The organism is Chryseobacterium sp. ISL-6 (assembly GCF_018613715.1).
In the GTDB taxonomy this organism is placed as follows: Bacteria; Bacteroidota; Bacteroidia; order Flavobacteriales; family Weeksellaceae; genus Chryseobacterium; species Chryseobacterium paludis.
Genome location: NZ_JAGGPT010000005.1, coordinates 509,906 through 527,521, shown reverse-complemented (window position 1 = coordinate 527,521; position 17,616 = coordinate 509,906). Strand labels below are relative to the sequence as shown.

At 34.0% G+C, this 17,616-nt stretch carries 18 protein-coding genes; 15 read left to right on the top strand and 3 right to left on the bottom strand.

All coding sequences use genetic code 11. The features are described 5' to 3' along the window. Positions 1-10 precede the first annotated feature (10 nt). Both pheS and J7E44_RS10130 read right to left on the bottom strand, forming a co-directional pair. Complete coding sequence (gene pheS / locus J7E44_RS10135; RefSeq protein WP_214828936.1) at positions 11-1,021, bottom strand: phenylalanine--tRNA ligase subunit alpha; 1,011 nt, start codon at positions 1,019-1,021, stop codon at positions 11-13. A gap of 132 nt (positions 1,022-1,153) precedes the next feature. After that, entirely contained in the window at positions 1,154-1,813 is a 660-nt protein-coding gene (locus tag J7E44_RS10130; protein WP_214828934.1) for a YceI family protein, read from the bottom strand. Between the two features lie 75 nt (positions 1,814-1,888). On the opposite strand from J7E44_RS10130, the gene J7E44_RS10125 reads away from it, so the two are divergent. After that, on the top strand, positions 1,889-2,824 hold the full coding sequence (locus J7E44_RS10125; RefSeq protein WP_214828932.1) for a sulfate/molybdate ABC transporter ATP-binding protein: 936 nt from the start codon (positions 1,889-1,891) through the stop codon (positions 2,822-2,824). Between the two features lie 339 nt (positions 2,825-3,163). Here the strand turns inward: J7E44_RS10125 and J7E44_RS10120 are convergent, their stop codons facing one another. Then, positions 3,164-3,508 carry a zinc ribbon domain-containing protein YjdM gene (locus J7E44_RS10120; protein WP_214828930.1) on the bottom strand — a complete coding sequence of 115 codons (345 nt, stop codon included), beginning with the start codon at positions 3,506-3,508 and terminating at the stop codon, positions 3,164-3,166. A gap of 253 nt (positions 3,509-3,761) precedes the next feature. Between J7E44_RS10120 and J7E44_RS10115 the strand changes: the two genes are divergently transcribed. From J7E44_RS10115 to J7E44_RS10050, 14 genes are all read left to right on the top strand, one after another. Next, entirely contained in the window at positions 3,762-4,967 is a 1,206-nt protein-coding gene (locus J7E44_RS10115; protein WP_214829224.1) for an RsmB/NOP family class I SAM-dependent RNA methyltransferase, read from the top strand. A gap of 243 nt (positions 4,968-5,210) precedes the next feature. Then, positions 5,211-6,875 carry a GLPGLI family protein gene (locus tag J7E44_RS10110; RefSeq protein ID WP_214828928.1) on the top strand — a complete coding sequence of 555 codons (1,665 nt, stop codon included), beginning with the start codon at positions 5,211-5,213 and terminating at the stop codon, positions 6,873-6,875. A gap of 319 nt (positions 6,876-7,194) precedes the next feature. Beyond that, complete coding sequence (gene asnB, locus J7E44_RS10105) at positions 7,195-8,865, top strand: asparagine synthase B (protein WP_214828926.1); 1,671 nt, start codon at positions 7,195-7,197, stop codon at positions 8,863-8,865. A 231-nt stretch (positions 8,866-9,096) separates the two neighbouring features. Beyond that, positions 9,097-9,906 (top strand): hypothetical protein, encoded by an 810-nt coding sequence (locus tag J7E44_RS10100; protein WP_214828924.1) that lies wholly within the window; start codon positions 9,097-9,099, stop codon positions 9,904-9,906. 222 nt (positions 9,907-10,128) lie between these two features. Further along, entirely contained in the window at positions 10,129-11,529 is a 1,401-nt protein-coding gene (locus tag J7E44_RS10095) for an MFS transporter (RefSeq protein ID WP_214828922.1), read from the top strand. 120 nt (positions 11,530-11,649) lie between these two features. Then, the gene (locus J7E44_RS10090; RefSeq protein WP_214829218.1) at positions 11,650-12,525 is read left to right on the top strand and encodes a pirin family protein; all 876 of its coding nucleotides are present in this window, start codon (positions 11,650-11,652) and stop codon (positions 12,523-12,525) included. Between the two features lie 131 nt (positions 12,526-12,656). Next, complete coding sequence (locus J7E44_RS10085) at positions 12,657-12,974, top strand: GNAT family N-acetyltransferase (RefSeq protein WP_214828913.1); 318 nt, start codon at positions 12,657-12,659, stop codon at positions 12,972-12,974. A 56-nt stretch (positions 12,975-13,030) separates the two neighbouring features. Continuing rightward, a complete protein-coding gene (locus J7E44_RS10080) occupies positions 13,031-13,930 on the top strand; it encodes a pirin family protein (protein WP_214828911.1) in 900 nt (299 codons plus the stop codon). Between the two features lie 32 nt (positions 13,931-13,962). Further along, positions 13,963-14,496: an NADPH-dependent FMN reductase gene (locus J7E44_RS10075; protein WP_214828909.1), complete on the top strand. Its 534-nt coding sequence runs from the start codon at positions 13,963-13,965 to the stop codon at positions 14,494-14,496. Beyond that, positions 14,496-15,074: a TMEM175 family protein gene (locus tag J7E44_RS10070; RefSeq protein ID WP_214828907.1), complete on the top strand. Its 579-nt coding sequence runs from the start codon at positions 14,496-14,498 to the stop codon at positions 15,072-15,074. The genes J7E44_RS10075 and J7E44_RS10070 overlap by 1 nt, the downstream gene beginning before the upstream one ends. After that, the gene (locus J7E44_RS10065; RefSeq protein WP_214828905.1) at positions 15,074-15,292 is read left to right on the top strand and encodes a (4Fe-4S)-binding protein; all 219 of its coding nucleotides are present in this window, start codon (positions 15,074-15,076) and stop codon (positions 15,290-15,292) included. The genes J7E44_RS10070 and J7E44_RS10065 overlap by 1 nt, the downstream gene beginning before the upstream one ends. Next, on the top strand, positions 15,292-15,690 hold the full coding sequence (locus J7E44_RS10060; protein ID WP_214828903.1) for an OsmC family protein: 399 nt from the start codon (positions 15,292-15,294) through the stop codon (positions 15,688-15,690). Before J7E44_RS10065 ends, J7E44_RS10060 begins: the two co-directional genes overlap by 1 nt. Position 15,691: 1 nt before the next feature. Further along, positions 15,692-15,976: a GNAT family N-acetyltransferase gene (locus J7E44_RS10055; RefSeq protein ID WP_214828901.1), complete on the top strand. Its 285-nt coding sequence runs from the start codon at positions 15,692-15,694 to the stop codon at positions 15,974-15,976. A 110-nt stretch (positions 15,977-16,086) separates the two neighbouring features. Next, entirely contained in the window at positions 16,087-17,616 is a 1,530-nt protein-coding gene (locus tag J7E44_RS10050; protein ID WP_214828899.1) for a sodium:solute symporter, read from the top strand.

Sequence of the window (17,616 nt, the reverse complement as noted above, 5' to 3'; positions counted from 1 at the left end):
GGCTTTTCTATTATAAAGTTTTAAATTGCTCTAAAGTTCTGATATCGTTTTCGAAGAACATTCTGATATCACTCATTTGATAAAGAAGCATGACAATTCTTTCGATACCCATTCCAAAAGCATATCCTGAATATTTCTCTGAATCAATATTTACATTTTTCAATACGGCTGGATCTACCATCCCGCAACCCATAATTTCTAACCAACCAGTACCTTTTGTAATTCTGTAATCAGTTTCTGAGTTTAATCCCCAATACACATCAATCTCTGCACTAGGCTCAGTAAAAGGGAAATAAGAAGGTCTCATTCTGATTTTAGATTTTCCAAAAAGCTCAGTAGTAAAAAACTGAATCGTTTGTTTTAAATCGGCAAAACTTACATTCTCATCAATATACAAACCTTCAATCTGATGGAAAATACAGTGAGAACGAGAAGATACCGCTTCATTTCTGAAAACTCTTCCCGGAGATAAAATTCTTATGGGCGGTTGGTTTTCTTCCATATAACGGATCTGTACTGAAGAAGTATGAGTCCTCAACAGAATATCCGGATTTTGCTCTATAAAGAAAGTATCCTGCATATCTCTTGCCGGGTGATATTCGGGAAGATTAAGTGCTGTAAAGTTATGCCAGTCATCTTCAATTTCAGGTCCGTCTGCTACAGCGAATCCAATAGATTTGAAGATCTCAATAATTCTGTTCTTCACCAAGTTGATAGGATGTCTTGATCCAAGCTCTAAGGGAAAAGCAGGTTTCGTAAGATCATCTTTCTCCAGAATAATAGAAGATGCAGAAGCACTTTTCAAGTCTTCTAATTTTATGGCAATAGCCTGCTTCAAAGAATTAACCTTTTGTCCGAATTCTTTCTTCTGATCATTAGGAACTTCTTTTAATGTTTCGTAAAAATCGTTTAGAACTCCTTTCTTACCATTATACTTGATTCGGAAATTTTCGATTTCCTCTTTAGATGTAGTATTGAAGCTGTTTACTTCAACGAGTAGTTCTTCTATCTTTTCTATCATTATTTTACCCTTTCAAAATGTTTTGCAAAAATACGATTTTTCAGTTTAAAAACTTTCTTATTTTATCATAAAAAAAATCTGCCCCTTATTCAGAGGCAGACTTCAATCACTTATTTCACTTAAATAAAAAAATTATTTCTTTTCTAAAGCTTTAACGTTGATCTGAAGAGTTACCTCATCTTTAATGACCCCGTTTTCAGCAGGAGCCTGGAATTTCACCCCAAACTCTTCTCTTTTAATATCTTTTGGCTCAGTTGCCACAGTTACCTCTCCTTCTTTAACAGAAACATTAGCTTTAAGCTGAAGTGGTTTTGTAATCCCTTTAATTGTTAAATTACCATCTAACAAGGTATTGTAATCACCTTCAGCAGCCGGTGTAACTTTAGTAATTTCATAAGAAGCAGTTGGGAATTTTTCAACTTCAAAAAAATCACCACTTTTCAAATGTCCATTTAATTTTCCCAGTTGGTCAGCATCATCTTTCAAATCAACTGATGTTAAAGAATTCATATCAGCAACGAATTTTCCACTTTCCAGTTTCCCTTCTTTTACTGTAAGATCTCCACTTTCAAACTTGATCGTTCCAAAATGGCTTGTGCTTTCGGATTTAAATACTTTATATCCTTTCCATTCTATTTTACTATTTAAAGTATCTAATGCATATTGAGTACCATCTTTTGTAGTTGCAACATCATTACTTTCGCTGGTAAGCGGTTTATCTTTTTTACAAGAAACCACTACAGCTGTAGCAAAAACGGCAGGGATAACGAAATAAAACAGTTTTTTTCTCATTTTTGATATTTTTTTATTACGTCCGCTAAGATAATAAAAAAAATAATTCTTTTATAAAAATACTACATTTGTAATATGCTATTAGAGATAAACAATTTATACTTTTCACACCGCGAAGATCAACCGCTTTTCCAAAACCTGAATATACGATTTGAGGAGGGCAAAATCATTGCATTGGCAGGAGAAAGCGGATGTGGAAAATCTACATTATTAAATTTAATTTATGGACTTTTAGACTGGGAAAGTGGAGAAATTATTTTTGATGGAATTCCACTTTTAGGTCCTAAAGGAAATCTTGTTCCGGGAGAAGCTGAAATGAAATTTGTAGCTCAAAATTTTGATCTGATGCCTTATTCAACGGTTGCTGATAATGTGGGGAAATTTATTTCAAATATTAATTTAGCTAAAAAAAGTGAAACTGTAGCGGAGCTTCTTGAGGTGGTAGGACTGGAGGAATATGGTAACGTTTTCCCAAAAAATTTAAGTGGCGGTCAGCAACAAAGAGTTGCCATTGCAAGATCACTCTCGGTGTTACCTAAATTACTTATTCTGGATGAACCTTTTAGTAATATCGATTTTCCACGAAAAATAGAACTTCGTGAAAGACTTTTCAGATATGTAAAACAGCACAATATCTCTTTAATTATTTCTACTCATGAGCTTCAGGATATTATGCCTTGGGTTGATCAGATCGTTATCCTCCAAAATGGCAGATTAATTCAAAACAACAATCCTGAAGAAACTTATAAAGAACCTTATAATTCTTATGTAGCAAAGCTTTTTGGAGAAGTAAATATTTTTAATGAAAATGAAATAAATGATTTTCAGATTTCAAAGTTCTTTTATTACCCACATGAAATTAAAATTTCCGAGAATGGCTTAGATGCTGAAGTTCTGGAAAGCAGATTTGCAGGCAATCATTACTGGAATAAAATCAGTATGAAGAATAGAGACCTCATTGTTTACAGCAACAATAAACTGGAAAATCCGATTAAAATCACATTTGAATAGAAAGCTAAAAAAATAAAATATCGAAATCTAAGCGGTCATCTTTATTTTAATAACCCGTTTGACGATTTCAGTTAATCAACACATTTACTTATAGTTAATGTTAGTTTGTGGATAAATAATAAAAATCTAAGAATTCATTTTTAAAACTTTTTCTTACATTTGTATTTCCACAGCATAAGGAAACTTTTGGTTAATTCTCTTTCTGCCTCCAGGACAAACATTAGCAGAATCCTGCAATCTAGTCTTTGAAAGATTACACTGTCCAATCTTTTCCTTTTTTTGTTTTCTATAGACAAAAAATGCGTCCAAAGACGCACCAATATAGTTAAGAAATTTCTTCTAAGCTTTCTTTACAAACTCCGATTTTAGTGCCATTGATCCAAAACCATCAATTTTACAATCTATATTATGATCACTATCTGGTCGTAAACGGATATTTTTTACTTTAGTCCCTGCCTTTACTGGCTTAGGAGCACCTTTTACCGGTAAGTCTTTAATGACCACTACAGAATCACCATCCTGCAATTCATTTCCATTGGAATCCAGTATTTTTCCTGAATTTGCAGCTTCAGCAGTAACTTCCTCCGCATTCCATTCATAGAAACACTGAGAACATACCGTCATATTATCACTTGGATAAGTAAATTCAGAACCACACTTTGGACAAAGTACAATATCACTCATATCTTTAAATTTCTACAAAGGTAGAGCTTTTTGAATGATAGAGTCAAGAGGTGGAAATGGAATTCGAAAACCAAGAGTTAAGAGAAAAGAACAAAGAGAGAAGATAGATTGGTTTATTAGAGGAAGCAACATTTTATACTACTTCTGCCTTTATTTTCAAATCCATTTCTTCTCTTCAGAAGGCTAAATCTCTCAAGTATTAATTCTCAACTATAATTTGTACTTTTGCAGATTGAAAACAGGAGAAGCAATTATGGAACTTATTCACAGAAACTTAGCAATCGGAATTCACGATGCCCTACAAGAAACATTTTTTGAAAAAAATAAATACGCCGATAAAGTAATTGAAAGACTTTTAAAGGCTCACAGAAAATGGGGAAGTCAGGACAGAGCCGTTGTTTCTGAAATTTTTTACAATATCATACGTTGGAAAAAACGTTTGGAATATTATATGGGAGAAGGTGTAAAACCCAATAATGTTTATAAACTGATCATTGCTTATTTGCTTTGGAGTAAAACAAACTATAAAAGATTTGAAGAATTCGAAGGGGTAAAGATCGCTGATATCATTACTAAATTAAAAAAAGGTACAGTTCCTACAAAAGCAATTGAACATTCAATCCCGGAATGGTTAGCTGAAACTTTAGAAAAAGAATTAGGTGCTAACTGGGAAAAGGAAATGAGAGCTTTAAACGAACAGGCTCCGACAGTTTTAAGAGCGAATTCTCTTAAAACAACGCCAAAAGAACTGATCTCTGATCTATCCGATGAAGGTGTTACTGCTTTTACTGTAAGAAATTATCAAGACGCGGTACAGTTAGAAGAAAAAAAGAATGTCTTTTTAACTACAGCTTTCAAAGAAGGATTATTTGAGGTTCAGGATGCCTCTTCTCAAAAAATCGGATATTTTCTTGATGTAAAAGAAGGACAAAGAGTCGTTGATGCTTGCGCAGGAGCAGGTGGAAAGACGCTTCACCTTGCTGCTCTAATGGAAAACAAAGGACAGATCATCGCTTTAGATATCTACGAATGGAAATTAGCAGAATTAAAACGTCGTGCAAAAAGAGCCGGAGCACACAATATTGAAACCCGCATGATTTCCGACAATAAAGTAATCAAACGCCTTCATGAAAAAGCTGACAGACTTCTTATTGATGCTCCTTGTTCAGGTTTAGGGGTTTTAAAAAGAAATCCGGATAGTAAATGGAAAATTGATCAGGCTTTCATTGACAGGATCAAAACAGAGCAGCAACAAATTCTACAGGATTATTCTAAGATCCTTAAAAAAGGTGGAAAAATGGTTTATGCGACATGTTCTATCCTACCTTCTGAAAACAATGGACAGGTTAAAGAATTCCTTAAAAACAATCCTGATTTTAAACTGATCAAAGATGAAAAGGTAATGCCTAGTGAAGGTTACGATGGGTTCTATATGGCACTGATCGAAAGACTTGCTTAATTAGAATTTCATTTTCATTATTAACATACAGCTACTCCACTTTCCTGGAGTAGTTTTTTGTTATATACCAATCCACCACCTCGAACTTAATATTTTAAACCAAAGGACATCTTATGATAAAAATATTTTTATAATTCCGTAACATTCTTATTATATGTAACACCTATTATATCAAAAACCAATTTTAATTCGCAAAATAGACATGTATTACTAATTCTATCTTTGTGATAAACCCCTATTACTATGTATAAAAGAATTTTATTAAGTCTATCTATTTTCGTATTTTTTGTTACGAACGCACAGACGTATGAAATTCAATACATCAGTTCTTATAACGGAAAAGTACAAGCAGACCAATCTCCTACCTTTATATGGGTAAATTCTGAGGAAAATTATATTCTCAATAATTCAATAAGAGAGAAGAAAAGTGAATATCCATTTGAGATTACAAAAGTAGAGAAACCCTCTAACACGATCGTTTCTTATGCTTTTTTAAAACCCTCTGAAACGATTTCTACATCGGATAAGGAATCGGTAAGCAAGCAAACTTTTGAATTAACCAGTGAAACTAAGAAAATATTAGGGTACACCTGTAAAAAAGCGGTTACCAAAATAAATTCCAACACTATTGAAGTTTGGTACACCAATGATCTAAAAATAAACGGCGGGCCATCAACATTAGGTCAAAATATGGGTTTGGTATTAGAAATTGAACGAAATAAAAACTCATTAATTACAGCCAGCTCCATTAAAAAAGTTAAGAAAGCGGATATTGATGACATTATAAAAGGTCAGATCAGAACTACTGATCTGTCAGGATATAAAGATCTTCTCTGGAAAAGCAGGTTTACCACTTTAAATATCTTTGAAAATGAAATTATTAATTTTTCAGATGAGTCAAAATCCGATGAGAAAGTAAAAAGATTCGCCAATGGAACAATCATTTTAAAAAAAGTAAAGTTTCCTAAAATATCTGATGGTGAAAATATTTTTGTTGAACTAAAGCAACAATCTAATGGTGACGCCTATGACAGAACGGGAACCGTATTTTTCATACCCCAAGATAAATCGCAATCTTTTTTTGATGGTTTGGAAAAAGGAGCCAAAACACTTCCTGTTTATGAAAATGGAAATGGAAAACAATATTATGGTATTACTTCAACGGAAAACTATGACCCAGGTATTGAAATGATGCGTTTCTTTACCGCTTTTGGTATTCAGAAATTTAATCATATCCAGTTGAAAGGAAAAGACTGGCAAACAATAAGTCCTTACCGACAGGATATTACAGATCTAAAGCCTTCTTTATCAGAAAAAGAACTTTGGATGGGTACATTTATAGGTAATTATGACAAAGGTGGACATAAGGTAAGCCTTGATATTACGATTCACAAAAGCGATCAGACCATTCATAAAAATAATATGGTACTGCCACTGTTCAATACAGTAAATATTATGGAAATGGCTGGTCAGGATTATTCAACAATGTTCAATCAGGATAAAGGACTATTTGTAGAATTCACTTTGAAAAAGGATCTTAAAAATGCACAATTAAGGTACATTACTACTGGTCACGGCGGATGGGAAAATGGTGATGAGTTTGTTCCAAAGGCCAATTCTATATTCTTAGATGGCAAAATGACATTCTCTTTCACACCATGGAGAACAGATTGTGGATCTTATAGACTATATAATCCTGCATCAGGAAATTTTCCGGACGGCCTTTCTTCCTCAGATCTAAGCAGATCAAACTGGTGTCCCGGAACACTTACCAACCCTAACTTTATTCCATTGGGAGATCTTAAAGCAGGTAAACATAATATCCAGATAAAAATCCCACAGGGACCAACAGAAGGCACAAGTTTCAGCTCATGGAATGTCTCAGGTGTTTTACTAGGAATCCAATAAAAACAAAACCTTCTTGTGATATTAGTCACAAGAAGGTAAAAACACAAATGATGAAAAAAAATTATTTCGAGCCACAAAGTAAATGTAAAAATTCATATAATTAATTACCATAGATTAATAAATATATCGTTTTAATTTCGTATGAATAGTAGCATTAGTTTGTAGTGAAAAATATCAACCAAAATCATTTATTCTCATTAAATTAATTTATAATTTTAATCAAATTCAATTAATAAGTTAAAAATATTAACTTATATTTAATTTATATTGTCTTTTTTAAATTACAACCCTACTTTTGTTTCTAAATAAATGATAAAAAATGTGTGGAATTGTATGTTTGTTTGATGCGAAACAAAAAACTGAAATATTGAGACCTCAGGTCTTAGAAATGTCAAAAAAAATCCGTCATAGGGGGCCAGACTGGAGTGGTGTTTTTCAAAATGAAAAAGTAGTATTCTCTCATGAAAGATTGGCAATCGTGGATCCTACTTCTGGAAAACAACCGTTATTTTCTAAAGATGGAAATATCGTCTTAGCTGTAAATGGAGAAATATACAACCACAGAGAATTGAAAGAAGAATTCCCTGACTATGAATTTCAAACTCAATCTGACTGTGAAGTTATTTTGGCTCTTTATGAAAGATACGGAAAAGACTTCCTTGAAAAACTAAATGGTATTTTTGCTTTTTCACTTTATGACATAAAAAATGATGTTTATCTTATTGCTCGTGACCATATGGGAATATGCCCTTTATATCAAGGCTGGGACAGAAGTGGAAACTTTTATGTAGCTTCAGAATTAAAGGCACTGGAAGGGGTATGTAAAACAATAGAGACTTTTTTACCGGGACACTATATATATAGTAAGGATGGCAATGAAATCCAACAATGGTATAAAAGAGACTGGGTAAACTTCGATGAAGTAAAAGACAACGAAAGCGATATAAAAAAACTTAGAAAAGGACTTGAAGATGCCGTCCACAGACAATTGATGAGTGATGTTCCTTATGGTGTATTATTATCCGGAGGTTTAGACTCTTCTGTTATTTCTGCAATTACAGCGAAATATGCAAGACAAAGAGTTGAAAGCGGAGATACTCAGGAAGCATGGTATCCAAGATTGCATAGTTTTGCCGTAGGACTGGTTGGATCTCCTGATCTTACAGCCGCTAAAAAAGCCGCAGAACATATAGGATCTGTCCATCATGAAGTCAATTTTACTGTACAAGAAGGGTTGGATGCCATTCGCGATGTTATTTATCATCTTGAAACTTACGATGTAACAACGATAAGAGCTTCAACTCCAATGTATCTTTTAGCAAGAGTTATTAAATCTATGGGAATAAAAATGGTACTCTCTGGTGAAGGTTCTGATGAACTTTTTGGTGGATATTTATATTTTCATAAAGCACCGAATGCAAAAGAATTCCATGATGAGACGGTAAGAAAATTAGGAAAGCTTCACCTGTACGATTGCTTAAGAGCAAATAAAGCTTTAATGAGTTGGGGAATTGAAGGTCGTGTTCCTTTTCTGGATAAGGAATTCATGGATATAGCCATGTCCATTAATCCGAAGGATAAAATGATCAATGTCGCTGAAGGAAAAATAGAAAAATGGATCTTAAGAAAAGCTTTTGAAGACACGCTTCCGGAGTCTATTGTCTGGAGACAAAAAGAACAGTTCTCTGATGGTGTTGGCTATTCATGGATTGATACTTTAAGAGAGGTCGCAGAAAAAGAGGTTACCGATGAAATGATGATTAACGCAAAATTCCGGTTTCCACTGAACACTCCTCAAAATAAAGAAGAATACCGATACCGTACTATTTTTGAAGAGCATTTTCCAAGTGAAACCGCAGCAGCAACTGTACCATCTGTACCATCAGTTGCTTGTTCAACCCCTATTGCATTAGAATGGGATGAGGCATTTAAAAAGATGAATGACCCAAGTGGAAGGGCAGTAAAAGTACATGAAACATCGTATGAATAATTAATCTTTGAGAGATAGATTTTTTGGAGTTAGACCATCAGAATAAAAATTATTCCGATCTGATTCTAAAGCCTCACATCCTATCTTCTAAAGTAAAATTTATTAATCCTGTAGCAATACAGGATTTTCTTTTGAATTAACAGCAAGAATATTGACAGATTTTAACCGACAATCAAAAATAGTATCTAATAAATAATTATATTTGGAAAACGAAAAAATCAATTTTATAAAATGAGAAGAACCATTACTATCTTTTTTGCTTTATTATCCATAAATTTTGCTTTTGGCCAAGGTAAATTTGGTAAATATCTTAACTCAAAAAAACTTGCCCTAACTTATAAGACTGTAAAGGATAACGAAAAAGAAAACTACTATCAACAATATTACTGGCTGGCAAAAGCTGAGCAATTAAAAACATATCCTCACCTTAAGGATGTAAAACCAATTGTTTTATATGAGTTTGTAAAAAAAGTAAACCCTCAAAATCTAACTAAAAAATTAGATGCAAGAGGTAAAGAATTAAGAGAAACAGCGGAATTATCTCTAAATCAATATTTTAAAAATAAAAATTTTGAGAACAATGCTGTTTTGATGTACAATCTCGAAACGTATGTGGATCCTTCTCAAGGCGAATATTTCACAAAAGTAGATCCTGAAAAAATTAAGGAACTGGTACCAAAAGAATTATTTGCATTCAACTCTCTAAACAAGAAAACTCAGGAAGAGAAAACATACTACCTTTGGATCGACAAGAAGAAAGATGATTTTAATATTGTAGATATTATTCCTAGTGAAGAAGATAAAAAATTCTATGCTTCTTTAAAGCAATACCTTCCGGGATATAAGTTTTCAAAATATGTTCCTTCTGTGAAAAAAGGAAATAAAACAGATAAAACAGATGTTGATTTTTACTACATCATGCCATTTGAACAGAACACGGATAACATTGAGTATAAAACAACAGATTTCAAAACTTTTATTTTAAGCCAGTACAGAAAAGCTGGGGATGAATGGAAAGGAGTAGAAAAAACTAAAAAATAAATTAAAAAGTCTTGTGAAATTTCACAAGACTTTTTAATTTTATAGATATTTCTTTATCTAATAATAAATTCTATTAAGTTTTTTAATGCGTTAATTTGAGCAATTTATAAACAGAGGAAAGAAAATAGGTTCTTCTTTTAATTCCACTACTACATTTTAATCAACTCAAATTAGCTGAAATTTTACTGATATAAATTATTTAAAGATTCTAGCTGATATAAAATGTCTGAAACCAACTCGTCCACAACATCTATTAAAAAGATCCTCCCATTGATTCTAGCCACTGCCATTTTTATGCAGATGCTGGATTCAACAATTTTAAATACTTCCTTACCTTCTATAGCAAAAGATCTGAAGGAATCGCCTTTGAATATGCAGAACGCTATTATCAGTTATGTTCTGACATTAGCGGTTTTTATGCCTGCAAGTGGTTTTTTAGCAGATCGATTCGGAACGAAAAAGATCTTTATTTTCTCTCTCGTACTCTTTAGTCTGGGTTCATTATTTTGTGCCTTATCACAGAACCTCACGCACCTTGTTATTTCAAGAGTAATACAGGGAGTTGGTGGCAGTTTGATGACTCCTGTTGGAAAATTAGCTTTAATAAAAACATTTGATAAAAATGAACTATTAAAAGCGATGAATTTCGCCATTATTCCTGCACTTATTGGCCCTGTCCTCGGCCCTCTTGTTGGAGGATATATGGTAGATTACCTATCGTGGCACTGGATCTTTCTTATTAATATCCCTATTGGGATTTTAGGAATTATTTTAGGAATTAGATTTATGCCTAATTATAAATCTGACAATGTTGATTTCGATCTAAAAGGATTCATGATTTTTGCGGCAGCCTCTCTCCTGCTTTCTATCTCATTGGAACTTTTTGGAGATTTACAGAATACGACTCCCGTTCTTCTTGTTTTTATTCTGGGCTTCTTATTTCTATACTATTATTACAGACATGCAAAAAGAGGTGGAAACCCTATATTTCCTTTAAACTTATTTCAGGTGAGAACATTCCGTGTAGGAATTGTGGGAAACATGGCCACCCGGTTAGGAATCAGTGCTGTTCCTTTATTACTTCCCTTAATGATACAGATTGCTTATAAACAATCTGCAGTTACATCAGGCTGGATTATTGCCCCTATGGCATTAACAGCGATATTTGGAAAGTCTTCAGTTATCAAGATCTTAGACAAATTCGGATATCGCCAGACCTTAATGGTCAATACATTCATTATCGGAACATTAATATGCCTGCTTGCTATTCCAAATATCCATACTTCCTTATACTGGTTTGTTCCTATTATTGCTGTTTTGGGATTTTTCAATTCCATTCAGTTTACTTCTATGAATACTATTTCCATCGCAGATTTGCGAAACTTCCAGACCAGTAGCGGAAATTCTCTGATATCTGTAAATCAACAGCTCGCTATAGGTTTTGGGATCGCCTTCGGCCTTATTGTATTAAAAATATTTGAAAGCACTGATCTTATTAAAGGAGAAATACACAATGCATTCCGTTACACTTTTCTTACGGTTGGTGTACTTACGATTCTCTCAGGATTGGTCTTCAGAAGGCTTCATATTTCAGATGGTAAAAACATGAAATCCAAAGAATAACGCCTTTATTCTCAATCCTTAACAAATCTGTGAAAATCAGATCTGTACGAACTTAACACAGATCAATGCAATTGATCTCCATCTACTCTATTTTTGTTTGTATAAAAAATCAACATTATGATGACAACTAAAAAAGTAGAAATGGTGATATCACCAAAACCTGCACATTTTGTAGGTGATGGTTTTAGAGTTCATAACTTTATACCAGGAGCATCCGGATTGGACATGAAAAGAATGGATCCCTTTATTATGCTCGATTATAATTCAAAATTTCATTTTAACGGATCTGAAAAACCAAGAGGCGTGGGTGTACATCCACACAGAGGTTTTGAAACAGTAACAATAGCTTATAAGGGAAAAGTCGAACATCATGACAGCTCAGGTGGCGGCGGCATAATCGGAGAAGGAGATGTACAATGGATGACTGCAGCAAAAGGAGTTCTGCATAAAGAATACCATGAAAGAGAATGGTCCAAGACCGGAGGAATTTTTCAGATGGTTCAGCTTTGGGTAAACCTTCCTGCTAAGGATAAAATGAGTAAACCAAAGTATCAGGCTATTCAGAATTCAGATATGAAATTGGTCGATCTTGGAGAAAATGGATCAATTGAAATAATAGCTGGAGAATATAATGGAAATAAAGGTCCGGCCTTTACTTTCACTCCTGTACATATGATGAATGCTAAGTTAAAAGCTGGTGGAAAAGCTGACTTTCATTTTCCTGACCATTATAATACCGCAGCTCTTGTGATTGAAGGAAGTATTATGGTGAACGGAAGTGAAAAGGCTGCAAGTGATCAGTTCGTATTATTTGAAAATCAAGGTGAAGATTTTACTATTGAAGCAAGCGAGGATGCAATCGTACTGATCATTAGCGGAGAACCAATCAAAGAGCCTATTTTTCCACACGGCCCTTTTGTAATGAATACAAGAGAGGAAATCATGCAGGCTTTTGAAGATTTCAACACCGGAAAGTTTGGATACCTGGAAGATTAACTAACAAATTAAGGAAATTAAGCAATAATTAAATAATCTTAATCTTAAGCCGATTATTTAATTATTGCTTTTTATTACCTTTAACGAAACACTTTTAAGCATTATAAATATTGTAATTAAAAAAATACATAATGAAATCAGAGTTTGAACATATTCCTTTAGTTAAAAATGACTCAAAGAAAAGATTTGAAATAGAAGTAAACGGACATTTTGCTTTTATTGATTATCGCGAAATGGGCAGTCAGATAATTTTAGTACATACAGAAGCTGAACCAGAACTAGCAGGAACAGGAGCCGCGGCAGCTGTTGTTGAGAAAACCCTTTGTTATATTGAAGAAAATATCAAAAAATTACTTCCACTCTGTCCTTATGTTTTCGCTTATATTAAAAAGCATCCGGAATGGAAACGTATTGTCGATGACAGATTTGAAGGATACAGTAAACTTTAATATCACAAAAAAGTAACAACACTTTAATTAAATCAATTTTAAAAGAGCACATTATTATGTCAAATATTGGACTTATCATAGAAGAAAAAGCTGCAGATATAGGAAATTTTTTGGTGGGAAGACTTTTACCTTTCCGTGAAAAAAGAGCAGTTGGTCCGTTTGTTTTTATAGACCATATGGGACCATCAGAATTGAAAGATTATCAAAATCTGGATGTGCCGCCACATCCGCATATCGGACTATCTACTTTAACTTATTTGCTTGAGGGTTCTATTTTTCACCGTGACAGCATTGGAAGCGCCATGGAGATAAAACCTGGAGCAGTTAACTGGATGACCGCGGGAAAAGGCGTTGTTCATTCTGAAAGAACACCTGAATATTTAAGAGAAACGGATAAAAAACTTCATGGTTTTCAAATCTGGGTAGGACTTCCAAAACACTTGGAGCAAAGTGAGCCAACTTTTCATCATATCGAAGCAGACGAGCTTCCGGTTTGGGAGGATGGTGAAATTCATTATAAATTAATTGCTGGAGAAGCATTTGAAAAAAAATCTCCGGTTCCTGTACACAGTAAATTATTTTTCATTGAAATAAAAACCAAAACCGCACAGAAAATAAGTATAGGACAGGATCTGTATGGTGAAGCCGCTATGTACGTTTTAGATGGAACAGTAAATATCGAGGGAAATACTTATGGATCAAAACAGCTTCTAATAGCCAAAGACACTAAGCTATGTGAGTTTGAAATGAGTGAAAATGCTACTGTTTATCTTTTCGGAGGTGAACCCTTCGATGAAGAACGATTTATATTCTGGAATTTCGTAAATTCGGATAAAGAATTACTTGATCAGGCTAAGGTAAACTGGAATGATCAAAACCATGATGCTTTCCCATTAGTTCCTGGAGATGACCAAGACTTCGTTCCACTTCCAAAATCAATTTTGAACAGAAAATAAATTGGATCAGAGCCAAACAACTTAAATAACCAATGAAAATATTAGCATTTGCAGGAAGCACTTCTTCCACTTCGATTAACAGAGAACTGGTAAAATTTGTGTTAAAAAGTTTTCAAAATGAAGAGATCAATCTCATTGATTTGAATGACTATAACATGCCTGTGTTTTCTGTGGATCTTGAGAAAAAAGGTTTTCCAGATCCTGCTCATAAATTTTTAAAAGTAATTGGAGACTGCGACGTGATCATCTGTTCCCTTGCAGAACATAACAGGTCATATAGTGCTGCATTTAAAAATGTTTTCGATTGGGCTTCTAGAGTTAATGTAAAAGTATTTCAAAATAAACCGATGCTTTTAATGAGTACTTCTCCTGGTGGCTATGGAGGTGGAAATGTGATGAATACTGCGAAAACCTTTTTCCCGCAATTTGCGGCAGAAATTAAGGATACTTTTTCCTTACCAAAGTTTTATGAAAACTTTGATCTGGAAAGTGGCGTTATCAATCCGGATATGCTCAAAGAACTGAATGATAAAATTGAAAATTTTAAAAACCAGATTACAGGATAATGACCAAGGGAAGACTAGAAGCATTCAGTGATGGTGTCTTAGCCATTATCATTACCATCATGGTCCTTGAACTCAAAGTACCGGAAGGAGATAGCTGGGCGAGCCTTAAGCCCATTGTTCCAAAGCTCTTAGCATACATATTCAGTTTTATTTATGTTGGGATCTACTGGAATAATCACCATCATCTTTTTCAGGCTGCAAAAAAAATTAATGGAAGTGTACTTTGGGCAAATCTGCATTTACTCTTCTGGCTTTCATTGATGCCTATTGCAACAGAGTGGATCGGAAATACCCGTTTTGCTAAAAATCCTGTTGCCGCTTATGGTATTGGACTGATTATGTGTGCCATTGCATATACTATCATGGAGAATTTAATTGTACAATGTGAAGGGGAAAATTCAAAATTAAAAGATGCAATACATTCAAAATTTAAAGAATACATTTCAATTGTATTTTACATAACAGGAATCGTAACTTCTTTTTTTTATCCTTATATTGCTATCTGTTTTTATTACATCGTTGCTCTTATATGGCTCATTCCTGACAGAAGAATCGAAAAAATATTAAAAGAAGAATAATGGAAACGCACGAATATAATAATGGAGATCTTGCTGTGATCTGGATGCCAAAAAAATGTATCCATTCCGCAATTTGTGTAAAATTGCTTCCGCAAGTTTATAACCCTAAGGACAGACCCTGGATAAAGGTTGAGAACGCAACAACACAAGAACTTAAAGATCAAATCGAGCAATGTCCTTCAGGGGCATTGAGTTACAAATTCAATACTGAAAAATAATGGGGGTAACCGTAAAAGCAAGTTTAGGAAAAACAAAATATTATACGGAAGTAATAGCCGGTGAAAATAAGATCATTACGGACGAACCCATTGATAAAGGAGGGCAAAATAAAGGTTTCAATCCTTTTGAAATTCTGGCCACTTCTTTGGCGAGCTGTACTGCTGCGACTTTAAGAATGTACATCGACAGGAAAGAATGGGATGTAGAGAAGATTAACGTAGAGGTTGATCTGGAAAACTTTCCGCTTTCCAAAAGAGCTGTTTTCACAAGAAATATCAGCTTTGAGGGAACCAACCTGGATGATGATCAAATGAAAAGGCTTCACACTATTGCTGATGCCTGCCCTATTCATAAAATTTTAACAAACGATATAGAAATACTAACCAAATTTTCATAATATGACAGAGGTAAAACAAAACAACGACGAAAAACACGGAAGTTTTGAGGCTTTCATAGACGGAAACCGCGCTGGATTAATGACTTATACCTGGGCTGGAGAAGAAAGATTCATTATTGATCATACAGAAGTAGAAGAAGCGTACAACGGAAAAGGCGTTGGTAAAGACATGGTTTTAGCGGCAGTAGATTTCGCAAGAAAACAAGGCAAAAAAATAATTGCGCTTTGTCCTTTTGCGAAAGCTACTTTCCAGAAGAACGAAGACCTACAGGACGTCGTAGTCTAGCTGACGAGAAAAAATACTTTGTAAACCTTTCAGGAATCTACCCTGAAAGGTTTTTCTTTTTTATCAGAACATAAAAAAACTATATTTGTAAAATTTTAATTGCAAAAAATATGTCTCCAGTTATATTATTGTCCATTATCGTTGTATACTTTGCGCTGCTCCTTTGGGTAGCTTATAAAACGGGTAAGGGAAGTGACAATGAGAGTTTCTTTATTGGAAACCGTAAAAGTAACTGGATGCTCGTTGCCTTTGGAATGATCGGCACCTCTCTTTCGGGGGTAACTTTTGTGAGTGTTCCAGGTGCAGTGGGTAAAGACAGTTTTTCTTATTTACAGATTACACTAGGGTACCTTATAGGTTATATTGTCGTTGCTTACGTCCTACTCCCTTTATACTACCGATTAAAACTAACTTCAATTTATGGCTATCTTCAGCAGAGAATGGGGCAGCTTTCATACAAATCAGGAGCGTGGATATTCATTGTCTCAAGATTAGTAGGTGCTACAGCCAGGTTATATTTGGTTGTCAATATTCTTCAGGTAACTATATTGGATAATTTAGGAGTTCCGTTTATTGTAACCACTTTGATCATTCTTGCGATGATTATTCTTTATACTTATGAAGGTGGCGTAAAAACCATTGTATGGACAGATACGTTACAGACTTCATGTATGCTCCTGGGCTTGATCATTTGTACCGTTTATATGCTTAATCATTTGGATCTAAGTGTTGGACAAAGCTTAACAGCAATGAGTGATAAAGGCTACACTAAAATATTCGAAATGGATTTTAATTCTCCCGGTTTTTTTATAAAGCAGATTCTTGCTGGAGCATTTATTACCATTACCATGACCGGAATAGATCAGGAAATGATGCAGAAAAGTCTTTCTGTAACCAGATTAAAGGATTCTCAGAAGAATATGGTTACGCTTGGGTTTATTTTACTGGGTGTGATTTCATTATTCCTTTATATGGGTGGGCTTCTTTATCTTTTTGGAGAAAGCCAAGGAGGTCATTTTACTGAAATCATAAAAGACGGCATCCCTAAAAAAGAATTCTTATTGGGTGGTAAAGAGATTTTTGGAGATAAAATTTTCCCTGAAGTGGCATTAAATCATATGCCTGGTTTTATTTCAATTATATTCATTATAGCTTTAATTTCAGCCTTATTTCCAAGTGCGGATGGCGCTATGACGGCTCTTACGTCTTCATTGTGTATCGATATTTTTGGAATGAAAGAAAAGAAAGACTGGACTGACAAAAAGAAAGAAAAATTCCGTAAAAATGTACATTTGATCGTTGCATTTTCTTTCCTGATAATGGTTGTTATTTTTAAGATGATCAATGATAATTCCATGATTGGATTGATCTTAAAATTAGCCGGATTCACTTACGGTCCGCTTTTGGGTCTTTTTGCATTTGGTATTTTTACAAAATATAAGGTTGAGGATAAACTTGTTCCTTACGTCTGTATTGCGGCACCCATAATTTCTTATTTCATCGATAAATATCAGGTAAGTATTTTCGGTGACTTTAAAATAGGATTGGAATTACTTATCATTAATGGTTTACTGACGTTCTTTGGCCTTTGGCTAATCAGAAAAAATAATTCTAAATCACATTTAAAAAAAACAAAATAA

What these genes read in the sequence shown, in the direction of transcription:
- J7E44_RS10080 (WP_214828911.1), top strand. Translation starts at nt 13,031, where the DNA reads ATGTCAAATATTGGACTTATCATAGAAGAAAAAGCTGCAGATATAGGA.
- J7E44_RS10100 (WP_214828924.1), top strand. Translation starts at nt 9,097, where the DNA reads ATGAGAAGAACCATTACTATCTTTTTTGCTTTATTATCCATAAATTTT.
- J7E44_RS10070 (WP_214828907.1), top strand. Translation starts at nt 14,496, where the DNA reads ATGACCAAGGGAAGACTAGAAGCATTCAGTGATGGTGTCTTAGCCATT.
- J7E44_RS10085 (WP_214828913.1), top strand. Translation starts at nt 12,657, where the DNA reads ATGAAATCAGAGTTTGAACATATTCCTTTAGTTAAAAATGACTCAAAG.
- J7E44_RS10050 (WP_214828899.1), top strand. Translation starts at nt 16,087, where the DNA reads ATGTCTCCAGTTATATTATTGTCCATTATCGTTGTATACTTTGCGCTG.
- J7E44_RS10065 (WP_214828905.1), top strand. Translation starts at nt 15,074, where the DNA reads ATGGAAACGCACGAATATAATAATGGAGATCTTGCTGTGATCTGGATG.
- J7E44_RS10090 (WP_214829218.1), top strand. Translation starts at nt 11,650, where the DNA reads ATGACAACTAAAAAAGTAGAAATGGTGATATCACCAAAACCTGCACAT.
- pheS (WP_214828936.1), bottom strand. Translation starts at nt 1,021, where the DNA reads ATGATAGAAAAGATAGAAGAACTACTCGTTGAAGTAAACAGCTTCAAT.
- J7E44_RS10130 (WP_214828934.1), bottom strand. Translation starts at nt 1,813, where the DNA reads ATGAGAAAAAAACTGTTTTATTTCGTTATCCCTGCCGTTTTTGCTACA.
- J7E44_RS10060 (WP_214828903.1), top strand. Translation starts at nt 15,292, where the DNA reads ATGGGGGTAACCGTAAAAGCAAGTTTAGGAAAAACAAAATATTATACG.
- J7E44_RS10120 (WP_214828930.1), bottom strand. Translation starts at nt 3,508, where the DNA reads ATGAGTGATATTGTACTTTGTCCAAAGTGTGGTTCTGAATTTACTTAT.
- asnB (WP_214828926.1), top strand. Translation starts at nt 7,195, where the DNA reads ATGTGTGGAATTGTATGTTTGTTTGATGCGAAACAAAAAACTGAAATA.
- J7E44_RS10075 (WP_214828909.1), top strand. Translation starts at nt 13,963, where the DNA reads ATGAAAATATTAGCATTTGCAGGAAGCACTTCTTCCACTTCGATTAAC.
- J7E44_RS10095 (WP_214828922.1), top strand. Translation starts at nt 10,129, where the DNA reads ATGTCTGAAACCAACTCGTCCACAACATCTATTAAAAAGATCCTCCCA.
- J7E44_RS10115 (WP_214829224.1), top strand. Translation starts at nt 3,762, where the DNA reads ATGGAACTTATTCACAGAAACTTAGCAATCGGAATTCACGATGCCCTA.
- J7E44_RS10055 (WP_214828901.1), top strand. Translation starts at nt 15,692, where the DNA reads ATGACAGAGGTAAAACAAAACAACGACGAAAAACACGGAAGTTTTGAG.
- J7E44_RS10110 (WP_214828928.1), top strand. Translation starts at nt 5,211, where the DNA reads ATGTATAAAAGAATTTTATTAAGTCTATCTATTTTCGTATTTTTTGTT.
- J7E44_RS10125 (WP_214828932.1), top strand. Translation starts at nt 1,889, where the DNA reads ATGCTATTAGAGATAAACAATTTATACTTTTCACACCGCGAAGATCAA.